General features: G+C 51.4%; 21 protein-coding genes. 14 read left to right on the forward strand and 7 right to left on the reverse strand.

Translation table 11 applies throughout. The features are described 5' to 3' along the window. Positions 1-7 precede the first annotated feature (7 nt). Positions 8-2,371, forward strand: coding sequence for a glycoside hydrolase family 31 protein (locus CNE01S_RS19635; protein WP_061277902.1), 2,364 nt, complete (start codon positions 8-10; stop codon positions 2,369-2,371). Between the two features lie 57 nt (positions 2,372-2,428). On the opposite strand, the gene CNE01S_RS19640 is transcribed toward CNE01S_RS19635, so the two are convergent. Further along, positions 2,429-4,024: an ABC-F family ATPase gene (locus CNE01S_RS19640; RefSeq protein WP_061277903.1), complete on the reverse strand. Its 1,596-nt coding sequence runs from the start codon at positions 4,022-4,024 to the stop codon at positions 2,429-2,431. A 239-nt stretch (positions 4,025-4,263) separates the two neighbouring features. Between CNE01S_RS19640 and ldtB the strand changes: the two genes are divergently transcribed. The 12 genes from ldtB (at position 4,264) to CNE01S_RS19700 (ending at position 15,517) form a co-directional block, all read left to right on the forward strand. Then, a complete protein-coding gene (gene ldtB, locus CNE01S_RS19645; RefSeq protein WP_061277904.1) occupies positions 4,264-5,178 on the forward strand; it encodes a L,D-transpeptidase in 915 nt (304 codons plus the stop codon). Positions 5,179-5,349: 171 nt separating this feature from the next. Then, entirely contained in the window at positions 5,350-5,751 is a 402-nt protein-coding gene (locus CNE01S_RS19650) for a CidA/LrgA family protein (RefSeq protein ID WP_039295384.1), read from the forward strand. Then, positions 5,748-6,443, forward strand: a complete 696-nt coding sequence (locus tag CNE01S_RS19655) for a CidB/LrgB family autolysis modulator (protein ID WP_061277905.1) — start codon at positions 5,748-5,750, stop codon at positions 6,441-6,443. Before CNE01S_RS19650 ends, CNE01S_RS19655 begins: the two co-directional genes overlap by 4 nt. A 128-nt stretch (positions 6,444-6,571) precedes the next feature. Then, positions 6,572-7,459, forward strand: a complete 888-nt coding sequence (gene cdd, locus CNE01S_RS19660; RefSeq protein WP_061277906.1) for a cytidine deaminase — start codon at positions 6,572-6,574, stop codon at positions 7,457-7,459. A gap of 131 nt (positions 7,460-7,590) precedes the next feature. Further along, on the forward strand, positions 7,591-8,310 hold the full coding sequence (gene sanA, locus CNE01S_RS19665; RefSeq protein ID WP_061277907.1) for an outer membrane permeability protein SanA: 720 nt from the start codon (positions 7,591-7,593) through the stop codon (positions 8,308-8,310). A 337-nt stretch (positions 8,311-8,647) separates the two neighbouring features. Further along, positions 8,648-9,226 (forward strand): hypothetical protein, encoded by a 579-nt coding sequence (locus CNE01S_RS19670; protein WP_138089249.1) that lies wholly within the window; start codon positions 8,648-8,650, stop codon positions 9,224-9,226. 295 nt (positions 9,227-9,521) lie between these two features. After that, positions 9,522-10,280: a hypothetical protein gene (locus CNE01S_RS19675; RefSeq protein WP_061277909.1), complete on the forward strand. Its 759-nt coding sequence runs from the start codon at positions 9,522-9,524 to the stop codon at positions 10,278-10,280. Positions 10,281-10,352: 72 nt separating this feature from the next. Then, entirely contained in the window at positions 10,353-10,880 is a 528-nt protein-coding gene (locus tag CNE01S_RS19680; RefSeq protein WP_061277910.1) for a CS1 type fimbrial major subunit, read from the forward strand. A gap of 101 nt (positions 10,881-10,981) precedes the next feature. Next, positions 10,982-13,369 (forward strand): TcfC E-set like domain-containing protein, encoded by a 2,388-nt coding sequence (locus CNE01S_RS19685; protein WP_061277911.1) that lies wholly within the window; start codon positions 10,982-10,984, stop codon positions 13,367-13,369. Positions 13,370-13,372: 3 nt separating this feature from the next. Further along, positions 13,373-14,542, forward strand: coding sequence for a hypothetical protein (locus CNE01S_RS19690; RefSeq protein ID WP_061277912.1), 1,170 nt, complete (start codon positions 13,373-13,375; stop codon positions 14,540-14,542). A 140-nt stretch (positions 14,543-14,682) separates the two neighbouring features. Then, positions 14,683-15,114, forward strand: coding sequence for a hypothetical protein (locus CNE01S_RS19695; protein ID WP_061277913.1), 432 nt, complete (start codon positions 14,683-14,685; stop codon positions 15,112-15,114). Next, the gene (locus tag CNE01S_RS19700; protein WP_156479840.1) at positions 15,077-15,517 is read left to right on the forward strand and encodes a hypothetical protein; all 441 of its coding nucleotides are present in this window, start codon (positions 15,077-15,079) and stop codon (positions 15,515-15,517) included. The genes CNE01S_RS19695 and CNE01S_RS19700 overlap by 38 nt, the downstream gene beginning before the upstream one ends. 179 nt (positions 15,518-15,696) lie before the next feature. Here the strand turns inward: CNE01S_RS19700 and mglC are convergent, their stop codons facing one another. From mglC to folE, 6 genes are all read right to left on the reverse strand, one after another. Next, positions 15,697-16,707 (reverse strand): galactose/methyl galactoside ABC transporter permease MglC, encoded by a 1,011-nt coding sequence (mglC, locus tag CNE01S_RS19705; protein ID WP_008455248.1) that lies wholly within the window; start codon positions 16,705-16,707, stop codon positions 15,697-15,699. A gap of 20 nt (positions 16,708-16,727) precedes the next feature. Beyond that, on the reverse strand, positions 16,728-18,248 hold the full coding sequence (gene mglA / locus CNE01S_RS19710; protein ID WP_038481110.1) for a galactose/methyl galactoside ABC transporter ATP-binding protein MglA: 1,521 nt from the start codon (positions 18,246-18,248) through the stop codon (positions 16,728-16,730). Positions 18,249-18,330: 82 nt separating this feature from the next. Then, positions 18,331-19,326 (reverse strand): galactose/glucose ABC transporter substrate-binding protein MglB, encoded by a 996-nt coding sequence (mglB, locus tag CNE01S_RS19715; protein ID WP_061277915.1) that lies wholly within the window; start codon positions 19,324-19,326, stop codon positions 18,331-18,333. Between the two features lie 283 nt (positions 19,327-19,609). After that, the gene (galS, locus tag CNE01S_RS19720) at positions 19,610-20,665 is read right to left on the reverse strand and encodes an HTH-type transcriptional regulator GalS (RefSeq protein ID WP_061277916.1); all 1,056 of its coding nucleotides are present in this window, start codon (positions 20,663-20,665) and stop codon (positions 19,610-19,612) included. A 122-nt stretch (positions 20,666-20,787) separates the two neighbouring features. Then, positions 20,788-21,945, reverse strand: coding sequence for a DUF418 domain-containing protein YeiB (gene yeiB / locus CNE01S_RS19725; protein WP_061277917.1), 1,158 nt, complete (start codon positions 21,943-21,945; stop codon positions 20,788-20,790). Between the two features lie 18 nt (positions 21,946-21,963). Continuing rightward, positions 21,964-22,629 carry a GTP cyclohydrolase I FolE gene (folE, locus tag CNE01S_RS19730; RefSeq protein ID WP_061277918.1) on the reverse strand — a complete coding sequence of 222 codons (666 nt, stop codon included), beginning with the start codon at positions 22,627-22,629 and terminating at the stop codon, positions 21,964-21,966. A 237-nt stretch (positions 22,630-22,866) separates the two neighbouring features. Between folE and fghA the strand changes: the two genes are divergently transcribed. Continuing rightward, positions 22,867-23,703 (forward strand): S-formylglutathione hydrolase, encoded by an 837-nt coding sequence (gene fghA / locus CNE01S_RS19735; RefSeq protein ID WP_061277919.1) that lies wholly within the window; start codon positions 22,867-22,869, stop codon positions 23,701-23,703. Positions 23,704-23,793 lie beyond the last annotated feature (90 nt).

Consider the following 23,793-nt stretch of genomic DNA (forward strand, 5'->3'; position numbering starts at 1 on the left):
GTCTCTGATGAAAACACTTAAGAACTGGACGCTCGCAAAACAAGATGACAGCCAGGTTATCCTGACCCTCGACGGCAAGCATTCTCTGCACCTGTATGTGCTGGAAGAGAAGCTATTTCGCGTGCTGATCAAGCGGCAGCAGGGCCTGGCGCTGGACCGCACCTGGAGCATCGCCCCGCAGCAGGATGTGCCCTGGGAAGGCCGCGAGCGCGAAAGCCTCGCCGGGTTTACCCTGCCCGGCTTCACGTTGGAACAGCAGGCAAATTGCCTCATCATCAGTAGCGAAAGCCTGCGCGTGACCGTGCATCAACCACTGTACCTGGAGTGGGAATACAAAACTGAGCGTGGCGAATGGCAGCCTCTCGCCTGCGATCGCCCCACCAGCGCCTACCAGCTTAACGCCCACGGCGATGGCGTGGCGCACTATCAGCGGCGTTTTGTCGGCGAGCGCTTTTACGGCCTGGGGGAAAAAGCCGGGCCGCTTAACCGCACCGGCAGGCGCTATGAGATGCGTAACCTGGATGCGATGGGGTACAACGCGGCGTCCACCGACCCGCTTTACAAGCATATCCCCTTCACCATTACGCAACGCGACGGCGTTAGCTTTGGCCTGTTCTATGACAACCTGAGCAGCTGCTGGCTGGATCTGGGCAACGAGATTGACAACTATCACCTGGCCTACCGTCGCTGGCAGGCGGAAGCCGGCGACCTGGACTACTACCTGTTTCTCGGCCCGCGCGTGCTGGACGTCACCAAAGCGTTCGTGCGGCTGACAGGTAAAACCTTCTTTGGGCCAAAATGGAGCCTGGGATACAGCGGCTCAACGATGCATTACACCGACGCGTCGGACGCCCAAAATCAGCTGATGAACTTCATCCGCCTGAGCCAGCAGTTCGCCATTCCGTGCGACTCATTCCAGCTTTCATCGGGCTACACCTCCATCAATAATAAGCGCTACGTGTTTAACTGGAACTATGAAAAAGTGCCGCAGCCGAAGGTGATGAGCCAGACGTTTATGGCGGCCGGGATCCGCCTTGCGGCCAACATCAAACCTTGTCTGCTGCAGGATCATCCGCGTTATGCAGAAGTCGCCAAAGGCGGGCTGTTTATCAAAGATTCGGAATCCGATGCGCCGGAACGCTCCAGTTTCTGGGACGATGAAGGCTCTCATCTGGACTTCACCAACCCGGCCACGGTGAAATGGTGGCAGGCAGGCGTTACCTCGCAGCTGCTGGAAATGGGTATCGGCTCAACCTGGAACGATAACAACGAATACGAAGTGTGGGACGGGGAAGCACGCTGCCACGGCTTCGGCCAGCCGATAGCCATCAAGCACATTCGCCCGGTTATGCCGCTGCTGATGATGCGCGCCTCGATGGAGGCTCAGCAGAAGTTTGCCCCGGAAAAGCGCCCGTATCTGATTTCCCGCTCCGGCTGTGCCGGGATGCAGCGCTACGTTCAGACATGGAGCGGCGACAACCGCACCAGTTGGGAAACACTGCGTTACAACACACGCATGGGCGTCGGCATGAGCCTTTCCGGCCTGTTTAACGTCGGGCATGACGTCGGCGGTTTTTCCGGCGATAAACCCGACGCCGAGCTTTTTGTTCGCTGGGTTCAGAACGGCGTGATGCACCCGCGCTTTACCATTCATTCATGGAATGATGACCACACCGTGAATGAGCCGTGGATGTATCCGGCGGTCACTCCGGCGATCCGCCAGGCCATCGAGTTGCGCTATCGTCTGCTGCCCTATTTCTACACGCTGCTGTGGCAGGCCCATGCGGATGATGAACCCATGCTGCGGCCTACATTCCTGGATCATGAACACGACGTGAAGACATTTGACGAGTGCGATGAGTTTCTGCTGGGCCGGGATCTTCTGGTGGCAAGCGTGGTGGAGCCTGGGCAGCGTGAGCGCGCTTTATGGCTGCCAGCCAATGAGCACGGCTGGTACGACTATTATACCGGTCAGTGGTTTAGCGGCGGCCAGGCAATCACCCTGCCCGCCCCGCTTGAACGCCTGCTGCTGCTGGTACGCGCCGGGGCTGCGCTGCCCCACAGCGAACGCATCAGCCACGTTTCCCCGCAGGATGATACCGTTCGTGAGCTGAAGATTTACCCGCTACAGGGCGCGGGTGTTTCTCACGGTTCGCTATTTGAGGATGATGGAGAATCCTGGGGATATAAAGAAGGCAACGCGCTCTGGCTTAGCTGGGAAATCATCTGTTCGGCCAATGAGATTAACGTAGCCTTTAGCCGCAAGGGGGATTATCAGCCTGCCTGGCGTGAGATTAAGCTGTCTTTGCCTGATGGAGAAAAGCGTCGATTGCTGGTGAATGGCGTGGAATGCGGGGTGTGGGGGCTGTAATCGCCCCTCATTCTGGCCCTCTCCCTTTTTAGGGAGAGGGTTAGGGTGAGGGTAAAATTACCCGTCGATCCCTTTGCTGCGCAGGTAATCTTCGTAGCCGCCGGTGAAGTCAATCACGCGTTCTGGGGTAATTTCCAGCACGCGGGTTGCCAGCGAGCTAACAAACTCACGGTCGTGGGACACGAAGATAAGCGTGCCCTGGTACATCTCCAGCGCCATGTTCAGCGATTCGATGGATTCCATATCCAGGTGGTTCGTCGGTTCGTCCATGATCAGGATGTTTGGTTTTTCCATCATTAGCTTGCCGAACAGCATGCGGCCTTTCTCGCCCCCGGACAGCACTTTAGCAGGCTTTTTGATGTCGTCCTGACTGAACAACAGACGACCAAGGATGCTACGTACCGCCTGCTCGTCGTCGCCTTCCTGCTTCCACTGGCTCATCCAGTCGAACACGGTGAGATCGTTTTCGAACTCATATTCGTGATCCTGCGCGTAGTAGCCAATCTGAGCATTTTCAGACCATTTCGCGCTGCCGCTATCCGGGGCCAGCTCGCCGACCAGGGTTTTCAGCATGGTGGATTTACCCACGCCGTTGGCACCAAGAATGGCAATCTTTTCACCGACTTCCAGCAGCAGATTGAAGTTTTTAAACAGCGGGCCGTTCTCAAACCCTTTGGTCAGTGCTTCAACTTCAAGGGCGTTACGGAACAGTTTCTTATCCTGCTCGAAACGGATGAACGGGTTCTGGCGGCTGGAGGCCTTCACTTCATCCAGCTTGATTTTATCAATCTGACGGGCACGAGAGGTTGCCTGGCGAGATTTGGATGCGTTGGCACTGAAGCGGCTCACGAAGGATTGCAGGTCTGCAATCTGCGCTTTCTTCTTCGCGTTGTCCGCCAGCAGGCGCTCGCGAGCCTGGGTCGCCGCCGTCATGTACTCGTCGTAGTTGCCCGGATAAACGCGCAGCTCGCCGTAGTCCAGGTCAGCCATATGGGTGCAGACCATGTTCAGGAAGTGACGGTCGTGCGAGATGATGATCATGGTGCTGTCGCGTTCGTTCAGCGTCTGTTCCAGCCAGCGAATGGTGTCGATGTCCAGGTTGTTCGTCGGTTCATCGAGCAGCAGGATGTCCGGGTTAGAGAACAGCGCCTGCGCCAGCAGCACACGCAGTTTCCAGCCTGGCGCGACTTCGCTCATCGGGCCGTAGTGCTGCTCCAGCGGAATGCCCACGCCAAGCAGCAGTTCACCCGCACGCGCTTCTGCGGTGTAGCCGTCCATCTCGCCGTATTTCACTTCGAGGTCGGCAACTTTGTAACCGTCTTCTTCGCTCATCTCCGGCAGGGCATAAATGCGGTCGCGTTCCTGCTTCACTTCCCACAGCTCGCCGTGGCCCATGATGACGGTGTCGAGTACGGTGAATTTTTCGAAGGCGAACTGATCCTGACGCAGCTTACCGATGCGCTCGTTTGGATCGAGAGAAACGTTGCCCAGCGTCGGCTCTAAGTCCCCGCCGAGAATTTTCATGAACGTGGATTTGCCACTTCCGTTAGCGCCAATCAGGCCATAACGGTTGCCGCCGCCAAATTTGACGGAGATATTTTCGAACAGCGGTTTGCTGCCAAACTGCATGGTAACGTTGCTGGATACAAGCACTGGTATGTCCTGGAGAAATAAGTTGTCGAGATTTTGGAATGTGATTTCGGCCACATTATGCCATAACTATGATAAAGGGTCGCCCCGCATCTTCACCGTACAATAGTTAATCAGTGTGAAAAAATTGTGATTTCATCCACATCTGATTTCCCAGATGAATGTAATGCACATATAATGCGCGGCTGAATCGTCCATGAACACTCACTAGCTGGCCCGTCTGGCATAACACTTCGCACAACATGACTATGAACTTACGCTCGCTCTTACTGGCTTTTGTGGCTGTCGCGTCTTTCTCTGCTTCCGCCGTGACTTATCCGTTACCGACTAACGGCAGCCGCCTGGTTGGTGAAAACCAGGTTATCACTATTCCGGAAGGCAGCACCGCGCCGCTGGAAGAGTATGCCGCACAGTACCAGATGGGACTGTCTAACATGCTGGAAGCTAACCCGGGGATTGACCCGTACCTGCCAAAAGCCGGGACCATCCTGAACATTCCTCAGCAGCTGATCCTGCCGGACACCGTGCATGAAGGGATTGTGATTAACAGCGCCGAAATGCGCCTCTACTATTACCCGAAAGGCACTAACACCGTTATCGTGCTGCCAATCGGTATCGGCCAGTTGGGGAAAGATACCCCGATTAACTGGACCACTAAGGTAGAGCGTAAGAAAAATGGTCCAACCTGGACCCCTACCGCGAAGATGCATGCCGAATACGCCGCTGCCGGTACGCCGCTGCCGGCCGTTGTGCCAGCCGGCCCGGATAACCCAATGGGTCTGTACGCGCTGTACATTGGTAACCTGTATGCGATTCACGGCACCAACGCCAACTTCGGTATCGGTCTGCGCGTCAGCCACGGTTGCGTGCGTCTGCGTAACGAAGACATCAAGTTCCTGTTCGACAACGTGCCGGTCGGCACCCGCGTTCAGTTTATTGATGAGCCGGTAAAAGCTACCACCGAGCCGGACGGCAGCCGCTACATCGAAGTTCACAACCCGCTTTCTACTACAGAAGCGCAGTTCAACTCCGGTGAAATCGTGCCAATCAAGCTGACCAGCAGCGTACAGAAAGTCACCGCTCAGTCCGACGTTGATACCACCGTTGTTGACCAGGCGATTCAGAACCGTTCCGGGATGCCGGTTCGTCTGAATTAAGCCAAAGCAGATTGTATAAAGGCGGCCTCCGGGCCGCTTTTTTATTGCCTGAAATCCGCCCGGCAACCTTCACGCAGGGAATGTTTGTTATGCTGATAATTCATGATGTGATGGATAGCACAATTTTGAGTTTAATTGTATGATGAATGCGTTTCTTAAAGGGTAACCTCCATGCGTAACTCGTTCACGATAATCTGGCAGTATCTTCGCGCTTTTGTCTTAATTTACCTGTGCTTATACGCCGGTATTTTTGTCGCCTCGCTGCTGCCCATCGTCATTCCCGGCAGTATTATCGGCATGCTGATTTTATTTGTGCTGCTGTCGCTGCAAATCCTGCCGGCGAAATGGGTAAAACCCAGCTGTCACCTGCTGATTCGTTATATGGCCCTGTTGTTCGTGCCTATTGGCGTCGGCGTGATGCAATATTACGACGTGCTGAAAGCCCAGTTTGGCCCGGTGGTGGTGTCCTGTTTAATCAGTACGCTGGTGGTGCTGGTGATCGTGAGCTGGAGCTCGCACCTGGTCCACGGCGAAAGAAAAGTGATTGGCGAAGGCGAGGCAGAGAAAAAATGATGCACTATATATGGTGGTCTTTACCGTTAACGCTGGTGGTATTTTTCGCCGCCCGCAAACTGGCTGCCCGGCTGAAATCCCCGCTGCTAAACCCGCTGCTGGTTTGCATGGTGGTGATAATTCCTTTTCTGCTGGTCACGGGGATCCCTTACGACCACTATTTTAAAGGCAGCGAAGTGCTCAACGACCTGCTGCAGCCGGCCGTCGTGGCGCTGGCCTTCCCGCTTTACGAGCAAATTCACCAGATTCGCGCCCGCTGGAAGTCCATTATCACCATCTGCTTTATTGGCAGCATGGTGGCGATGTCCACCGGCACTTCCATTGCATTATTGATGGGCGCTTCCCCGGAAATTGCCGCCTCGGTTCTGCCGAAATCCGTTACCACGCCGATTGCGATGGCGGTAGGCGGCGGCATTGGCGGTATCCCGGCCATTAGCGCAGTATGCGTTATCTTCGTCGGTATTCTTGGCGCCGTGTTTGGCCACACCCTGCTGAACATGATGCGCATCAGCACCAAGGCGTCACGCGGCCTGGCAATGGGGACGGCTTCTCACGCGCTGGGCACCGCCCGCTGTGCGGAGCTCGATTTCCAGGAAGGGGCTTTTAGCTCGCTGGCGCTGGTCATTTGCGGGGTCATGACCTCACTTATCGCCCCGTTTTTATTCCCGGTACTGCTGAAGCTTTTCGGCTAAAACTTGCGAGAGATCGCGCATTTCCATGCTTGTTTTCATAAGTTGCACAAACAATTAGAAGTTGATCACATATTTGGCCTATACAGATCCGTAAACTACGTTTCCGTTACCCTTTATGAGGCTTTAACATGCGTTCACGTTTTGATGCTGCCGTTGTGCAACTCTCCCCTGCGCTGCAAACCGCTTTGCAACCCCTGCTTGCCGACGAGCACTTCCCGGCAATGTTTACAGCGGCCGAGGTTGAAGCGCTAAAACATCAAAGCGGGCTGGGCGACGACGACCTGGCGTTCGCCCTGTTGCCGCTGGCCGCAGCCTGCGCGCGTGCAGACCTCTCCCATTTTAACGTCGGGGCCGTGGCTCGCGGCGTAAGCGGTAACCTCTATTTCGGCGGCAATATGGAGTTTCTTGGCGCCACCATGCAGCAAACCGTGCACGCCGAACAAAGCGCCATTACCCACGCGTGGATGCGCGGTGAAAAAGGCCTGGTCGATATCACCGTCAACTACACGCCCTGCGGCCACTGTCGCCAGTTCATGAACGAACTGAACAGCGGCACCGCGCTGCGCATTCATCTGCCGGGCCGCCAGCCTTCCACGCTTGGTGAATACCTGCCCGACGCCTTTGGCCCACGCGACCTGGACATCAAAACGCTGCTGCTGGATGAAGAGAACCACGGTTTTGCGCTAAAAGGTGATGCCCTCATTCAGGCGGCTATTACAGCGGCCAACCGCAGCCATGCGCCATACAGCAAAGCTCCGGCGGGCGTTGCGCTGGAAATGATCGACGGCAGAATCTTTACCGGCTGTTATGCAGAAAACGCCGCGTTCAACCCTTCCCTGCCGCCGCTGCAGGCTGCCCTTAACCTGCTTTCTCTCAATGGTTATGACTACCCGCAAATTAAGCGGACCGTGCTGGCAGAAAAATTCGATGCGCCGCTGCTACAGTGGGATGCCACCTCCGCCACGCTGAAAGCCCTGGGCTGTGAAGCCGTTGAACGCGTTAATATTGTTCAATAATTCTCCGTTGCGGGTGTACCCACACTCGCATTGTTGAAATTTGCCCCAACTGAACCCGCGTTTCTTGCTCTTGAAGGCTGGGTAAAGTAGCCTTGGATGAAATTTCACCCCGAGAATGAGTCTGCAAGTTCATGTTGAAGCGCGTGTTTTACGGCCTGCTTATTATTATCGGCTTAACGATGGCGGCTGCGCTCGGGCTCGACCGCTGGATCAGCTGGAAAACCGCGCCCTACGTCTATGATGAACTGCAAGATCTGCCCTATCGTCAGGTGGGTGTTGTGCTCGGCACCGCCAAGTATTACCGCACCGGCGTCATCAATCAGTATTACCTGTACCGCATTCAGGGCGCGCTGAACGCCTATAACAGCGGCAAGGTGAACTACCTGCTGCTCAGCGGCGATAACGCGCAGCAAAGCTACAACGAGCCAATGACCATGCGCAAAGACCTGATTGCCGGCGGCGTTGATCCGGCGGATATCGTGCTGGATTACGCAGGCTTCCGCACGCTGGACTCGATTGTTCGCACCCGTAAGGTCTTTGATACCAACGACTTCATCATCATTACCCAACGCTTCCACTGCGAACGGGCATTATTTATTGCCCTGCATATGGGGATTCAGGCGCAGTGCTATGCGGTACCTTCCCCGAAAAATATGCTTACCGTGCGCACGCGTGAATTTGGTGCCCGTCTGGGCGCATTAGCAGATCTCTATCTCTTCAAACGTGAACCACGTTTCCTCGGTCCGTTAGTGCCGATTCCTTCGCAACAGGAAGTACCGGAAGACGCGCAGGCCTACCCGGCCGTCACGCCGGAACAGCTGTTGGAAATACAGAAAAAAGAGAAAAAGTGATATAGACTATCGCTCTCTCATATGATTTCGGGAAAACCTCTCCCGTCGCCGCTTTTCCTCATTCCTTACCTGAAGTTCTCTTATTATGCTTAATCAAACGCCCTGATTTTCCTCCGGGCCGATCCTTCCACCCCATCCGCTCTTTGTCGCGCTCAATATCCGCATTCAATAATTTAAGCGTTAATCCCTGGCGTTAAGTCCATTAATAAAATGAGTTAAGACCAAAGGCCTTTTCTTTTGAAGTCATTTAGGCGAATGTCAGGAAATACATATTACTGCAGGGCGTATGCCGTGGATTTTATTCCCCCAGCCTCACTCTCACATGGAACCAAAGCACATGAACTTTACAAACAGCTTGTTCAGGACCGCAGGTAAAATACCGTTATTAAGGTCGCATGAATGGCCTTTTGGCAAGATAGAAGTCGTGCTTGCCTATAATTTTAAAAAACGCCGGCCTCATGAATATGCTTACCTGAAGTCAAAATATAAAGACATGCTTGAACTGGTTGGTCGTGAGTCTGAAAGCGAAGAAAAAAAGTATATTTACAACAACTTTCATTACCTTCAGTCCGTAACAGAAAACGACCGCATAGATATTTTCGCACACGCCAGTGAACATATGCTGGGCCACTACAGCCCCGAAGCGCTGGCGGATGATTTGAAAAAAATGTCTCTACGCCGCGTCGGGGTAATCAAGTTTCAGGCTTGTTATATTGGAAAGGGAAACTGGCTAGAAAGAGCACGAGATATCTTTATCAGTAAGGGCATAAGCTTTGCTTACATGACAGGCCCCACCAACCGCGTAGTCTGGAATAATCCTTTCATAAAATACGTAGAAGGAGACAGGGATCAGGCCTATAAAGTCGTTAAAGGTAACATCAATAAACAGTTTCCTGGCACAAGATACACGGGATAGATTGCTCATAAGAAAACAAGTATTTGGGTTTTATTGTTAGAAATAAACACATCACTTTAACAATAAAACCACAAATTTATACATAACTTTAAACCGTACCTCTATTTACCAACAACACTTTATCCAAAAGTTAATTAACGCGCCACTAAAAAAAACACACGCAATCACAAAATAAATATAAAAATTATCAAGTTAAATCAAAAGATCTTAATTAAACCACATCAAATATACCTCCATTATTTTTTTTATCATAATCCCCCTCCAATTAATGACCAAGTCCAGGACGACCTCAAAAATGCGGGATACCAATAAAAAATTAAATTTTGCATTATGCTTATGCACGATCGTGTTTTCTTTAAATACGCTACCTGCATTAGCAACGCCTGTTATTGGCATCTCTGATATGTATGATGTGTTAAAGCCCGATGAAAAAACACGCATCAAGCGTATTTACAACACCGGGGACTCAACGGCCTTTGTACGTGTCGAGCACTTTGAAATCATTCCTGCAACTAAAAGCAAACCAGAGGTACAGCTGGAAAATAATGCACAGGACGTTTTGAATAAAAACTCACTCATTGTCACCCCCCTACGAATGATTATTCCACCCGGTGGTTTTCAGACATCGCGAATGCTTTGGGCGGGTAGCCGGGATAAAGAGCGATATTTTCGGATTAGATATAAACCCGTCATGCCGACAAAAGAAAATGGCTTTGATGACAGTACCATTGCTGAATCTAAAAATGAAAAAGTTTCTGCAGGATTAAACGTCATGACAGGTTATGGCACGATTGTGGTTATCCCACCCGAAAAGCCACTTTATGACACCCAAATACAAAACAAGATGAACATAGAAGTTGGCGTTAAAAATAACGGTAATGCAACAATTGTTCTGGATAAAATCCGCATTTGTTCCGCTAAAACAAAAAAATGTAGCCCACCGACAAAGCAGCTTGTTTTACCAAATACTGAATTTACTCTCAAAAAAGAAAAGGGGGATTCGATAACCCTGGATTTATTTGAAGGTAATAGCAGTAAAAAAATGACATTGTAAAAAATGTCGAAAAATTAGTTTTTCTAAGCACCGTAAAAACCGTAAGTAGATTCAACAAGGAAGGAAATGTTCATGACTCGTTTTAACAAATTTGCCGCGGCAATGGCTATCTCATCGCTTTTTTGTAGCTCAGCAGTCCTGGCGGCGGCGGACCCAACGTATGCCAGCTATGACATCAGCCTGAAGGCCGAAATTCCTACTGAGAACTTTCATGTGATCCCTGTGGAATCAGGCTGGATCGATCAAGAGCAAGAGATGGGATATGACTTTGGCTCAAGCTCGTTAAAAGCCTTTGAAAAACAGTTTCAGTTTAAAAACACCAGTGGCGCAATTCAGGCGACATTAACCGATCAGTTAAATGCCGGTGTACCTCAGATGTCTAATGGTACAGATGCCATTCCTCTAAAGGTGATGTTTAACAATATCGAAGTGACCGACAAGGCAGCAACGGTCGTCACCGAAAGTGCAGCCAAAGTGGGGGGACGTACAGCCCTTCGCATTTCACAGAAAGACAGCACAGCGTTAACGGTTACCGGTAAGTTTACGGGCGTCGTTGCCATTACCTTTGAACCTGTTGTAGCCGCCGGTGGTAACCCTTAAAGCATAAGTGTGGCTGACTAAGGTCTTCTGAATGTATTTCTCTATTTTCATTGACCTTAGTTAGCTATCTTTTTGGTCACTCAGCGTAGCGTGATAAAATAATGAAAAAGTGTTTATTAGCATTGCTAATCCCTTCGTTTCTTGCGCATGGAAATAATCCTACCGCCTCCAATATGCTCAACGGGTTGCCCGATGATTTTAAACAATACTTCTATAATTCAGAAATTATTACTCAGATTAACCTTAACGATAAAAAATTATTTGATGCCTCTGTCAGCATTTCAAATGGAGAACAGGTAAAATTAGTTCAAATCATCGCTGACTCAGGTGAAATTGATGTGGCGAAAACCCGTCAATGGGAAGCGATTCTCAGAGAAGGCATGGCTATTGGTGAGTGTGTTAACAATTGCCTGAATGGGCTAATGAAGGTTGATTTCAACCTGGAACGTTCACAGGTAAACATTTACACCCGGCAATATGAAACAGAAAAAGTCCAAAAGGAGTACATCACACTGCCAGATAAAATTCCGTCCGGTGCCATTATAGCCAATAACCTTTCGGCAATGCAGGCATCCTCATATCGTAATATGGCGTTAACCTCGGAATTAACCTCATCGTTTGCAAACTGGTCACAGCGTGTTTCATTCCAGTCCAACGTAAACAGTGGAAAATATAGCCAAAGCAATGCGAGCATTTATAACCTGTATACCCAAAAAGAACTGGCAGGGTATTTTCTTCGCATGGGTATGTTTTCCCCTGATTATGACTCTGGCAGCGTGCAGACGCCGGGCTCCAACAGCAGTTCAATTATGGGCGCGATGTGGGGCAGTTCTGATGCCCTTTCTTTAGACGCCGAAAGCGTGAGCGCCTGGCCTGTGTATGTGACCGGCCGAAATCAGTCTATCGTTGAAGTCTGGCGCGATGAGCGACTGGTGTATACCCAGCAGCTGCAAACGGGGATTCAGGCACTGGATACCCGCCGTCTGCCGTTTGGTATTTACGATGTTGAATTAAGAATTATTGAATCAGGCCAGGTGGTTGAAACCCAGCAGGCGCAGATTTACAAACCGCAGGGGTGGGCGAATAACGGCGAACGTTTTCGCTTTAATCTCTGGGGCGGTAAAAATGACACCATTATATTGAGCGGGGACGACAGCAATAATCAGAAATCATCGCTTGCCATAGGCGGTGCCGTTGATTTCCTGGTGCACCCACGCGTCGTGCTGGGACTCAGTGGCTACACCTCCGATAACGCCGAAAAATTAAGCGTCCGAACCAATATCGAGGCAGGCTCTGGCTCCTCGTTTTTTTATCAGAGCCAATGGAGCAACAATGAAAATAGCGCCAGTAATAATACCGACTTTCGCTATTACAAAACGATTTCTGGCCTGGGGTCTGGCAGTCTTTTTTATAGAAAATCGAAATACAGAAGCCGTCGATACCACAGCACTACGGACACTTACGGTGCCTCGATGTCATTCAGATTATCCGGCATGTCTTCTTTAATCACCAATCTCCAGTATACCGAGAGTGCCGCACGCAAAGGCCTTGGCGTTGATGTATCCGCCACGGCTAACCGTGAGTTCTTATCGCGCAACGCAAGATTCCGGCTAAGCGCGTTTAGCAGACCGGGCTACAGCGGACGTGCACGGGATTACGGCGTGTCGCTTGGGGTTAGCATATCGCTTAACTCAGCGACTCAGCACATTGTTTCAGCCGAAACAGGATTTAACCGTGACGAGATGTACGCCAGCGCTAATTATCAGTGGCAGCCCCATGACAGCAGTATCAGAAACCTCGGCGGCGGTGTGTCATACAGCGCTGACAGCGTGGTCTTTAGCGGAAATGCCGCCATTGATACCCCGTACCTTAGCGGCGATATGTATGCTCAGCACGAATCCCGCAGCGGGACAAACACCGCGGGCGGTAACCTTGAGCAGGTCCTGGTGCTGGGCGGTGGCAAGCTTGCCAGCGTCAATGGTGGAGTCAATCGCAATATGGAATCGGCACTGATCGTTGACGTTGAATCTGATGATAAAAATGCCAGCGTCGCCGCCTCCAGTGAAATGACTGAGGTACGTTTATCACCGGGCCGAAACGTTATTCCTGTCTCCTTGTGGAAAAAGAACAATATTCAATTCAGCGCTAGCCGCGGCAATAATCTTAGCATTCACCCACGTTATATCAATGCGCAAATGAGTCGAGGAAGCGTGCAGCATATCAATATTAAAGCCATAAAAACCATTACCCTCGTTAGCATGTTAAAAGACGAAAATGGCAACATCATTAAAAATAGAAATGTCACCAGTGATGTTTCTAGCAGCATTATTAATCAGGACGGTATTTTGACGCTAAAGACAGGCGTAAAAAATAAACTCATCAGGGTGACCAATAAAAATGGAGAAGTGGAGATGAAGTGTGAACTGCCCTCAAACAACACCCACGATGACGTTAATTTTATCCCGAACCTTCTTTGTAAAAAGGTGTAACCGATGAAGTTGAAAATATTTATTATCCTGTTTTTTGTTTTTCTTTGGCGACCGGCAATGGCCTACGACGTTGAGGTTACAGGCACTTTCGAGCCAACAATAAATAATCAATTTGCTGCGATTCAGTTAATAACCGATGACAGCCAGCAGCTTCAGTGCGCAATCTGGTCAAACTGCCAGGTTGATGGTTCTTTTATCCGTATCCCCCTAAACCTGGCACCGCAACACGATATAACCGCTGGCGCGGAGGCACGCCAGGCTATTAATTTTACTTTTCCGCAATTACCTACGTTAACGTTACGTCATGAGGAAACAGGGCATACCTATGAGACACAGTTTTTTCTGTACCGAATGACGCTTGAAGAAGACAGACCTTTCGACATCAGAAATAATGGCCGGCCGTCACCTGATTGCATCAACGCTAAAATGTACCAGGGAAATTACATTGCGGTAGATGGTAATCAGTGTGGCTGGTCATTAAAGAAGGATACGCCGGTAGATGAGTTGCCCATTTTTCAGTCAGTTCTGTTCGAATCCATGTTTAACCTGTCTGCCCTGCAGCTGCATGGCGGCCTCTATCGAGGGGAGATACGCATTCCCGCTGACTTTGGCGACAATTACCGCCGTCTGGACGGGAATAATAATGAATTGGTTATTGCCGTCATGATTAACGTTAACCATCAATTAAAAATGGAACCAGTATCGCCTGACGACCTCAGCGTGACGCTTCAGCCCTGCCCCAAAGGCCAAATATGCACACCGGTTCAGGGGGAGGAAAACTGGGAACGCTGGATGGTGAGCAGGATCCCGCCGGTACTGACCGGAAGAAGTAACTTTAACCTTTCGACGTCTACCAAGTTTATCGCCTGGCTTGATTGCCCCGAGTCAATTGGCCCGAACTGTGCCATTAAGAGCACCAAAACGGGCGAGCTTGTGCCGGTTAAAACCAGCCTGTCTTTAGCCTCGTCATTTAACATTACCAATGCGGAGAATATACCGCTTTCAGTAGATAAAGATTCAGCCAGAGTTCTCACACCAAGAATATTCAGGGTAGAGAAAGGCAGCTTTGACTTTTTTGTTGAGCAGTCAGACGTGAGCAAAATGCTTGACTCTCCAGAGCGCCCTGAAGTTTATGAAGGTTCGGTGAGCGTGATATTAGAGCCAGTAATATAATATGCCGACACGTTACGGACACTTCCCTGAACCGCAGGGCGTAAATTTAAATTCAGGACAACAATATTTATTTACCCGATCATTATCGGTAGCTTTTATAGCAAACACAAGCTGCCTGGTACATTCACTGAGGAAATAACATGCCAGAAATCACGCAAAAAGAAATGTGTTATCCAATAAGACAAAAACGTTTCGAACTTTGGAGCAAAAGGCAACCAATAAAACAAAAATACGCCGAGTATTTTCCACCAGATAATAGCGATTCATGTTTTGGCATATCATTATCTTGGGGAATGTACTTCTTAGAACATTTAGCGAAAGACAAAAGTTCATTACCAATTTACAAGAATACCCGAGCATTTGAAAAATTTATCATCAATGGAGAGATTGCTCAACGCGATTATGCCAGCATAATAAATACATACGGAAACGTAAACGGCCAAGAGATAATAACTAAATTTTTAAACGAAAAAGAGAAAAAAAATCAAGAGAACGCCCTCTTACATCCTTCACTATCAGTGGATAGATGGAAAAATGGCAATGGTCGTAGCAAACTCAATGTTAAAAAATGACGCTGGCAGCCGACATCGGTCGTTAATATTTGGCATGCATTTAGAAAAACCGTTAAATGATCATCTACAACAAGCCGCACATGCCGCCACGTTGAGCAATTACGGTAACGGCTGTGTTTTTTTTGAAATGAACGGTGGTATTTATAATCTAGATGCGAATAAAGGATTTAATTATAATAACCTAATAAATCGCACAATATATAATATCAGTTGCCTCAGGGATTCTCGTAGTTCTCGTGGCCTCGATAATAAATACTCGATTGGGGAAGGTAAAATGCATATGCTTATCACCCTGCATGCGAAAGAATTCAATACCTATTTGAGAGAAGATCAGGAAACCGATGAAGTTACCAATACTAAGTTTAAGATCCCACGTTTTACAGTAGCTCCACAATCAACCTGATTTTAAGAAAGCGTCAAGAATATCCATGTAGCAAAACTACACTCACTCCTCTTCACTTACGCCACCGCTGAGAAGGATAAACCTGAGAATCAGGGTGTTAAAACCATTAACACTGAGATACTGGAGGCGCAGCTTCGGTCTAAAAATCGAAGCCGCGCCCCAGATAAAGTATGGTTAGATTATTTCTTACGCGCGTACTTCAGGGAGTCCAGCGCCACGGCGAAGATGATAATGCCGCCCTTAATGATGTACTGCCAGTAAGGGTTCACGCCGATATAGGTCAGGCCGTAGTTGATAACCGTGAAGATGATCACCCCGGTCACCACGCCGACAACCGTACCTACCCCGCCGCTGAACGACACGCCGCCCACCACGCAGGCCGCAATCGCATCCAGCTCGTACATAAAGCCCAGGTTGTTGGTCGCCGAGCCGATGCGGCCCGCTTCCAGCATCCCGCCAAAGGCATAGAACACGCCGGACAGGGCATAAATCATGATCAGGTTCAGCGCCACGTTAACGCCGGAGACTTTCGCCGCTTCCGGGTTGCCGCCGATGGCAAAAATGTTTTTCCCGAAGCGGGTTTTGTTCCACAGCACCCACACAAACAGCACCGCAAACAAGGCGTAGAACGTAATGTACGACAGGCGGAAACTGCCCAAGGCAATAAAGCCCTGCGTAAAGGTAGAGAAGTGAGAATCAAAGCCGGAAATCGGTGACGCCCCAACGAAGTCGTAATACAGGGAGTTAATCCCGTAGACGATGATCATGGTGCCCAGGGTGGTGATAAACGGCGTCACGTTCAGGTAAGCGATAATAATCCCGTTCACCAGGCCAATCACCGCGCCCACGGCGCAAACAATCAGCAGCACCAGTGGAATTGGCATGGTGTGCATGTCCGGGAACACCTTGTTGACGTTGTCCATCGACTGCAGCAGTGTGGCCGCCACAACCGCCGCCAGGCCAACCTGGCGCCCTGCTGAAAGGTCGGTCCCCTGGGTGACAATCAGCCCGGCCACGCCCAGCGCGATAATAATACGCACCGAGGACTGGGTCAGAATGTTACTCAGGTTAAGCAGGCTTAAGAACGTCGGATCCTGGAAAATAATGATCGCCAGCAGCACCAGCAGCACCACGTAGATGCCGCCCTCTTTTAGATAAGTTAGAAAACTCTTCTTATTTAACGCACTCATTTTTAATAGCCCCTAAATCATCACAGGTGCACAGACGCAAGACGGAGGATTTCGTTCTGCGTTGTTGTTTTGGTGTCTACAATTCCGGCCACGAGCCCGTTGCTCATCACCAGGATACGGTCTGTAATCCCTAACAATTCCGGCATCTCGGACGAAATGATAATGATCCCTTTCCCTTTTTTAGCCAGTTCAGCAATCAGCTGGTAAATCTCAAACTTGGCGCCAACGTCAATGCCGCGCGTCGGTTCATCCAGCATCAGAATTTCCGGCTGAGTCAGCAGCCAGCGGCCAATGATCACCTTCTGCTGGTTACCGCCGGACAGCGAGCCGATGGAGGTTCGGTGCCCCGGCGTTTTCACTCGCATGGAGTCGATAACCCACTGGGTATCGCTTTTCATGCGGGAGTTATCCAGCAGGCCGACCTTATTTTTGTAGTTACGAATATTGGAAATGAGTGAGTTAAAACCGATATCCAGGTAGGCGTAGATCCCGGTAGAGCGGCGCTCTTCGGTGACCAGCGCAAAACCGTGATTTATAGCTTCGTTCGCGTTGCTGTTATTAATCTTTTTGCCGTGCAGCTTAATGGTGCCGCCAGATTTTTCGCGGATACCAAACAGCGTTTCCACAATGTCGGTACGCTTCGCGCCAACGAGGCCCGCAATGCCGAGGATTTCACCTTTATGTAAATCAAAGGAGATATCGCGAATCGACGGCTGGCGTAGCGAGGTCAGGTTGCGTACTTCGAGTATCACTTCCCCCGGTACGTTGGATTTGTCCGGGAAACGCTGGTTCAGGGAGCGGCCAACCATCATGGCGATGATTTTGTCCATATCCAGCCCTTCCAGCGGCTGGGTGGCAATCCACTGCCCGTCGCGCAAAATTGTAATTTCATCGCACAGCTGGAATATTTCTTCCATTTTATGGGAGATATAAACAATGCCGCAGCCGCGATCTTTTAATTTGCGGATAATTTTAAAAAGATGATTAACTTCTTTTTCCGTCAGCGAGGACGTTGGCTCATCCATAATAACGATTTTGGCGTTATAGGAAAAAGCCTTGGCGATTTCAATCATCTGCATTTGAGAAACGGATAACGTACCGACGCGGGCTCTCGGGTCGATATCAATATCCAGTTCGTCAAAAATCTCTTTGGTGTCGCGGTACATCTTATCCTGATCGACAAACACGCCTTTGGTCGGGTAACGCCCGAGCCACATGTTGTCCATCACGGTGCGCTGCAGGACCAGGTTAAGCTCCTGATGCACCATAGAAATACCGTTTTCCAGCGCCTCTTTCGTGCTGCTGAAATTGACCTCTTTCCCCTGAAAAAGGATGCTGCCGGAATCTTTGCTGTAGATCCCAAAAAGGCATTTCAATAATGTCGATTTGCCCGCACCGTTTTCACCCATCAGGGCGTGAATAGAGTGTGGTCGTACTTTTAAATTAACATTATCCAGTGCCTTAACGCCGGGGAAGGATTTATTAATGCCGGTCATTTCCAGCAAAAATTCCGACGGCGTAGCTGAGTTATTGTCGACCATAATTATACCTGTGTCGCTGAGTAACCTGCCTAAAGCCGGGCGCAGGTATCTGCGCCCGTGTACAACAAAAGTATGACGGGTATTATTTGCCGATAAACTGTGCGAGGTTATCTTTATCCACGCCTACATAAGGTACGCGTACAATTTTGTTCTCGATTTTCCAGTTAGTGCCTTCGGCGGCTGGCTTACCGTCGGCCAGGTTTTTCGCCAGGTCAAAGGTGGCTTTCGCCTGGTTGTTGGCGTCGTTCAGCACGGTCCCGGCCATCGCACCGGATTTCACCAGCGCCAGCGCTTCCGGCAGGGCATCTACGCCAAACACTGGAATAGAGGATTTGTTGTGTGCTTTCAGCGCTTCTACCGCACCCATTGCCATCGCATCGTTGTTGGCGATAACCACTTCGATTTTGTTAGCGTTCGGGCCGGAGAGCCATGCGTCCATTTTGTCTTTAGCCTGAGCGGTATCCCACATGGCGGTATCCAGCTGCAGCTGCTGAGTTTTCAGACCTTTGTCGTTCAGCTCTTTGATAACGTAAGTAGTACGCGCTTCGGCATCAGGGTGGCCGGGTTCGCCTTTCAGCAGTACGAACTGAACCTGACCGTCTTTGTTCAGGTCCCAGGCCGGGTTAGCCGCCCAGTGTTTTGCAATCAGGTCGCCCTGAATAATCCCGGACTCTTTGGAGTCGGTGCCCACGTAGTAAGCTTTGTCGTAGCTATCCAGCGCCTTGCGGGATGGCTCTTTGTTGAAGAACACAACCGGCACGTTTTGCGCGCGCGCTTTTTCGATTACGGTGCCCGCTGCGGCCGGGTCAACCAGGTTGATGGCCAGCGCCTTCACGCCTTTAGCCAGCAGAACGTCGATCTGGTCGTTCTGTTTGGACTGGTCGTTCTGGGAGTCGTTCATCAGCAGCTGTACGTCAGGTGACGCTTTCGCATCTTTCTCGATGGCCTTACGAACCACTGACATGAAGTTGTCGTCGTATTTATAAATCGTCACACCAATACGGTCAGCAGCGTTCGCAGCGGCACCAAACAGCATGCAGGACATCACGGCGGACAGGGTCAAAACCTTCTTATTCATGGTATCTCCGGTTTTTATTTTGCAGGGTAGTTCGCGTTCGAAACCAGGCAGGACAGTAATGTTATGAAGAGGTTACTGAATGCCGAAGTTATCCTAAAAAATGTGCACTTCCGTGTTCGGTAACAATCCAATACTGCGTTTTTATGGTCGTCTTTGGCCTTATCACGATGCTAAAAGTGAGTAGTCACCGTTACATCGTGTTTCAGCTGATAAAACGCTGACATAATAGTCAGCGCAATGTTAATTAACTGTGAATTTACTCACAGATTGAAACCGGTTACATCTAACTCTTTGACAGCGGAGTGATCGACGCCACATTTTGCTTTATCGCCACCGAATGACGGCGGACTAAAGTCGGCATAAAACAGTGCGTTACATCACGATCCAGCTGGCCTGCCGCGCCCTGTAACGCCAGTTCGGTTGCGAGGCGAGCCATCGAAACTACCGGATAACGTACGGTTGTCAGCTGCGGGTCGGTATAACGGGCGATAGGAATATCGTCAAAGCCGATAATCGAGACATGCTGCGGCACGGCAATGCCGTTGTCTTTCAGCGCCGTTAGCGCGCCGGCAGCCATGCTGTCGTTATAAGAGAAGACCGCGCTGAGCTGCAGGTTGCGCCCCAGCAGCTCAACCATTGCCGCTTCGCCGCCCTGCATGTCCGGCGTCCCCATGCCAACCCACGCTTCCGGCGGCACGATGCCCTGCTCCGCCAGCGCCTGCAGCCAGCCCTGATGCCGCTGGTCGTTATCTTCAATCTGATGGCTGGAGGCCAGGTAACCGATGCGCGAATGCCCCTGATTCAGCAGCATGCGGGTGGCCATCACTGCGCCGCTGACGTTATCGAGGCAAACGCAGCGGTGAGCGTAGCCGGGCACCAGGCGGTTGATCAGCACCATACCGGGCACCTGTTCCAGAAAAGTAGCCAGTTCCTCGTCGCTCAGCGCCTTGGCGTGCACAATCAGCGCGCTGCAGCGCTGGCGAATCAGCACCTCAATGGCGTGACGCTCTTTTTCTTCCTGGTGATAGCTGTTCCCGATCAGCAAATATTTATTGTGCTGCTGGGCTACGACATCCACGGCTTTGACCAATGCCCCGAAGAAGGGATCGGAGACGTCCATGACGACCACGCCGATGGTGTCGCTCACCTGGGTGGCCAGCGCTTGCGCATTGGCGTTTGGACGGTAGCCCAGCTCAGCAACCGCCTGCATGACGTTTTCGCGCGTTTCCGGGCTGACCAGCGCGCTGTTATTTAATACTCGGGATACTGTCGCTACTGAAACCCCGGCGATACGGGCAACGTCCCGAATGGTAATCGGCGTTGGGGGAGTCGGTCTCATAGGTGCACCCTGTTTTAGGCAAGGTGGCTATTTTGCGGGGAGTGAGGGGCGGCGTGGCGTGAAGTCGATCACAGCGATGAAAGCGGTTACATACAATTCGTTAACCTTTGTGACGAATATCATTATCTCCGTGCTTTGCGTAACGCATCCCCTGAAGCACGAGCGGTTAACTGCCGCCAGAGCCATTCCACCGGCCCCTGGCGGCAGTAACGCAGCCAGAGCACCGACAGCAGGATGTTCACCGCCCACACGGCGGGCACAAAGGCCAGCAGCGCGAGACGGTCGAATTTCATATATAAACCAAAGCGATAGAACAAGGTTGTGCAGATGAGCGTTTGCAGCAGGTAGTTCGTCAGCGCCATCCGCCCGACGCAGGCAATCCAGCCCACCAGCCTGAAGCGCGAAAGCTGCGGCCAGAATCCCCACGCCAGCGCGGCGTAGCCAATAGCCTGAAACGGTGCGCTCAGCTCGCGCGGGGCCTGTAACAGCAACGCACACCAGCGGGAATTCCAGTCAAGGTGCCACTGGGCAATAATCGCTGGCAGGTTGATGGCCATCCCGATGACGATAAAAATTGCGGCGGTTCGGCGGTAATGCCTCAGGCTAAACTCCCCTTTCAGCCAGCCGCTGCGCATTAGCGCCGCGCCGATAAGCATCATTCCCGCCAGCTGCCAGCCGTACTGCGCGCCCAGCGCCACCAGGTTTGAAGAGAGTAAATCCGCGCGGTTGCTGATGGCCTCCACGCCGCCGCCCAGCTTCCACCATTGCTCATACTGCAAATTGGCCGCATCCGGCACCCAGGAACGGTTAAGACCATCACCTGAAATCACGCCGAGCAGCACCAGCACGCCAATGCCGATGAGGTACAGCACGACGCCGGTCTTAAAGAGCTGATTTTGCCCGGTTGCGTCACGAATCAGCCGCCAGCACACCAGCCCTGTCAGGCCGTAAGCCAGCAGAATGTCGCCGTCCCAGAGCAGCAGCGCGTGGATAAAGCCCAGTAATACCAGCAGCGTGAGCCGCGACTGGATCCAGCGTGAACCGCGAGCCAGCAGCATTTGCAGGCCCGCCCCAAACAGCAGCGCGAAAAGCGTGAGGAATTTAACTTCGGCAAACAGGTCCATTACCGCCCAGGTCCAGGCGTCACGGGAGGTTATCTCGCCATACCAGGCCGGGTTGAGATAAGCCGCCTTCGGCAGGCCAAAGGCGACAATATTAAGCAGCAGGATGCCAAGAATGGCGGTACCGCGGACGAAGTCCAGGGTGACATTTCTCTCCACGGATACCTGCCTGGGGAATTAATTGTGGCGTACTGCGCGCAGGAACTCCTGACGCGTATTCTGGCTGGACTTAAACAGGCCGCCGAGTGACGTGGTGGTGGTCGCGCTGGTTGCGTCTTTCACGCCACGCGCTTTCACGCAGTAATGCACGGCATCAATGGACACCGCCACGTTATTGGTGCCCAGCAACGTTTGCAGCGCAATCAGGATCTGCTGGGTCAGGCGTTCCTGAACCTGCGGACGCTGAGCAAAGAACTGCACGATGCGGTTAATTTTGGACAGGCCAATAACGGTATCTTTCGGGATATACGCCACGGTGGCTTTCCCGTCGATGGTCACGAAGTGATGCTCACAGGTGCTGGTCAGGGTGATATCGCGCACTGTGACCATTTCATCGACCTTCATTTTGTTTTCAATGACGGTGATTTTCGGGAAGTTCGCGTAGTCCAGGCCAGAGAAAATCTCATCGACATACATTTTGGCGATGCGATGCGGCGTTTCCATCAGGCTGTCGTCACTCAAATCGAGATTAAGCAGCTGCATGATTTCCGTCATATGAGCGGCAATCTGGCTTTTACGAGTTTCATTATCCAGTTCACGTAACGGCGGACGCAGCGGCGTTTCCAGACCGCGCGCCAGCAGCGCCTCATGAACCAGGGCGGCTTCTTTTGAGAGTGATGACATGCTGTTTTCTCCTGCAGGTGTGGCTGACCCCTGCCCTTCATGGGGCAAAGTGTCCGCTTATTGTGCGGCAGCACGTGCTTAGAATCCAGTAGTGCCGGGCATAATTATTGAAATCGAAATAACCGTTCATCGCCTGAGCGGGCGGAACAATACCGTTGCGGCCATAATGCGGGATGGCTAGACTCAGGTGAAGTGAAAGTTGTTCATAACTATTGAAAATATGTAAGGAGCCTCTGGATGGAATTACTGGAAGAACACCGATGTTTCGAAGGCTGGCAGCAGCGCTGGCGCCACCCGTCCACCGTGCTTAACTGCCCAATGACGTTCAGTATTTTTCTCCCACCTCCGGCAAGCGCCACGCCACCGCCGGTGGTTTACTGGCTTTCCGGGCTGACCTGCAACGATGAAAATTTCACGACTAAAGCAGGCGCACAGCGCGTAGCCGCCGAGCTTGGCATTGTACTGGTGATGCCGGACACCAGCCCGCGCGGCGAAGAAGTGCCAAACGACGCAGGCTATGACCTGGGCCAGGGCGCAGGCTTTTATCTCAACGCTACCCAGCAGCCGTGGGCCACGCATTTCCGCATGTACGATTACCTGCGCGATGAACTGCCGCAGCTTATTGCAGAGAATTTTAGCGTCAGCGAAAAAGCGTCGATATTTGGCCATTCCATGGGCGGACACGGCGCGCTAATCATGGCGCTGAAAAACCCCGGCCTCTTCCGGTCGGTATCGGCTTTTGCACCGATTGTTAACCCAACCCGCGTGCCGTGGGGGCAAAAAGCCTTCAGGGCCTATCTCGGTGAAGATGAATCTTTGTGGCAAGAATGGGACAGCTGCTGTCTGCTGGATAAAGCCTCGCCGTCGGCACAGCTGCCAATGCTTATCGATCAGGGGGATGACGATCAGTTTCTCGCCGACCAGCTAAGGCCGGAAGAGTTTGAGAAAGTTGCGCAGGAGAAAGGCTGGCCGCTGACGCTGCGCATTCAGCCGGGCTGCGACCACAGCTACTATTTCATTGCGACGTTTGTAGAGGATCATTTGCGTTTTCATGCGGAGCATTTGCGGGGATAGGGAGTTAGCCTGGGAGCTGTCTCTTAGTCAGAAATATGCTCTATGAAGAATCTGCTAAGGTTCCGTTCACTTCCAATTCTGTATCATATG

This window comes from Cedecea neteri NBRC 105707 = ATCC 33855 (assembly GCF_001571265.1).
GTDB classification, from domain to species: Bacteria; Pseudomonadota; Gammaproteobacteria; order Enterobacterales; family Enterobacteriaceae; genus Cedecea; species Cedecea neteri.

Coding starts and splice junctions, on each gene's coding strand:
- CNE01S_RS19635 (WP_061277902.1), top strand. CDS start 8: ATGAAAACACTTAAGAACTGGACGCTCGCAAAACAAGATGACAGCCAG.
- ldtB (WP_061277904.1), top strand. CDS start 4,264: ATGACTATGAACTTACGCTCGCTCTTACTGGCTTTTGTGGCTGTCGCG.
- CNE01S_RS19650 (WP_039295384.1), top strand. CDS start 5,350: ATGCGTAACTCGTTCACGATAATCTGGCAGTATCTTCGCGCTTTTGTC.
- CNE01S_RS19655 (WP_061277905.1), top strand. CDS start 5,748: ATGATGCACTATATATGGTGGTCTTTACCGTTAACGCTGGTGGTATTT.
- cdd (WP_061277906.1), top strand. CDS start 6,572: ATGCGTTCACGTTTTGATGCTGCCGTTGTGCAACTCTCCCCTGCGCTG.
- sanA (WP_061277907.1), top strand. CDS start 7,591: ATGTTGAAGCGCGTGTTTTACGGCCTGCTTATTATTATCGGCTTAACG.
- CNE01S_RS19670 (WP_138089249.1), top strand. CDS start 8,648: ATGAACTTTACAAACAGCTTGTTCAGGACCGCAGGTAAAATACCGTTA.
- CNE01S_RS19675 (WP_061277909.1), top strand. CDS start 9,522: ATGCGGGATACCAATAAAAAATTAAATTTTGCATTATGCTTATGCACG.
- CNE01S_RS19680 (WP_061277910.1), top strand. CDS start 10,353: ATGACTCGTTTTAACAAATTTGCCGCGGCAATGGCTATCTCATCGCTT.
- CNE01S_RS19685 (WP_061277911.1), top strand. CDS start 10,982: ATGAAAAAGTGTTTATTAGCATTGCTAATCCCTTCGTTTCTTGCGCAT.
- CNE01S_RS19690 (WP_061277912.1), top strand. CDS start 13,373: ATGAAGTTGAAAATATTTATTATCCTGTTTTTTGTTTTTCTTTGGCGA.
- CNE01S_RS19695 (WP_061277913.1), top strand. CDS start 14,683: ATGCCAGAAATCACGCAAAAAGAAATGTGTTATCCAATAAGACAAAAA.
- CNE01S_RS19700 (WP_156479840.1), top strand. CDS start 15,077: ATGGCAATGGTCGTAGCAAACTCAATGTTAAAAAATGACGCTGGCAGC.
- mglC (WP_008455248.1), bottom strand. CDS start 16,707: ATGAGTGCGTTAAATAAGAAGAGTTTTCTAACTTATCTAAAAGAGGGC.
- mglA (WP_038481110.1), bottom strand. CDS start 18,248: ATGGTCGACAATAACTCAGCTACGCCGTCGGAATTTTTGCTGGAAATG.
- mglB (WP_061277915.1), bottom strand. CDS start 19,326: ATGAATAAGAAGGTTTTGACCCTGTCCGCCGTGATGTCCTGCATGCTG.
- galS (WP_061277916.1), bottom strand. CDS start 20,665: ATGAGACCGACTCCCCCAACGCCGATTACCATTCGGGACGTTGCCCGT.
- folE (WP_061277918.1), bottom strand. CDS start 22,629: ATGTCATCACTCTCAAAAGAAGCCGCCCTGGTTCATGAGGCGCTGCTG.
- fghA (WP_061277919.1), top strand. CDS start 22,867: ATGGAATTACTGGAAGAACACCGATGTTTCGAAGGCTGGCAGCAGCGC.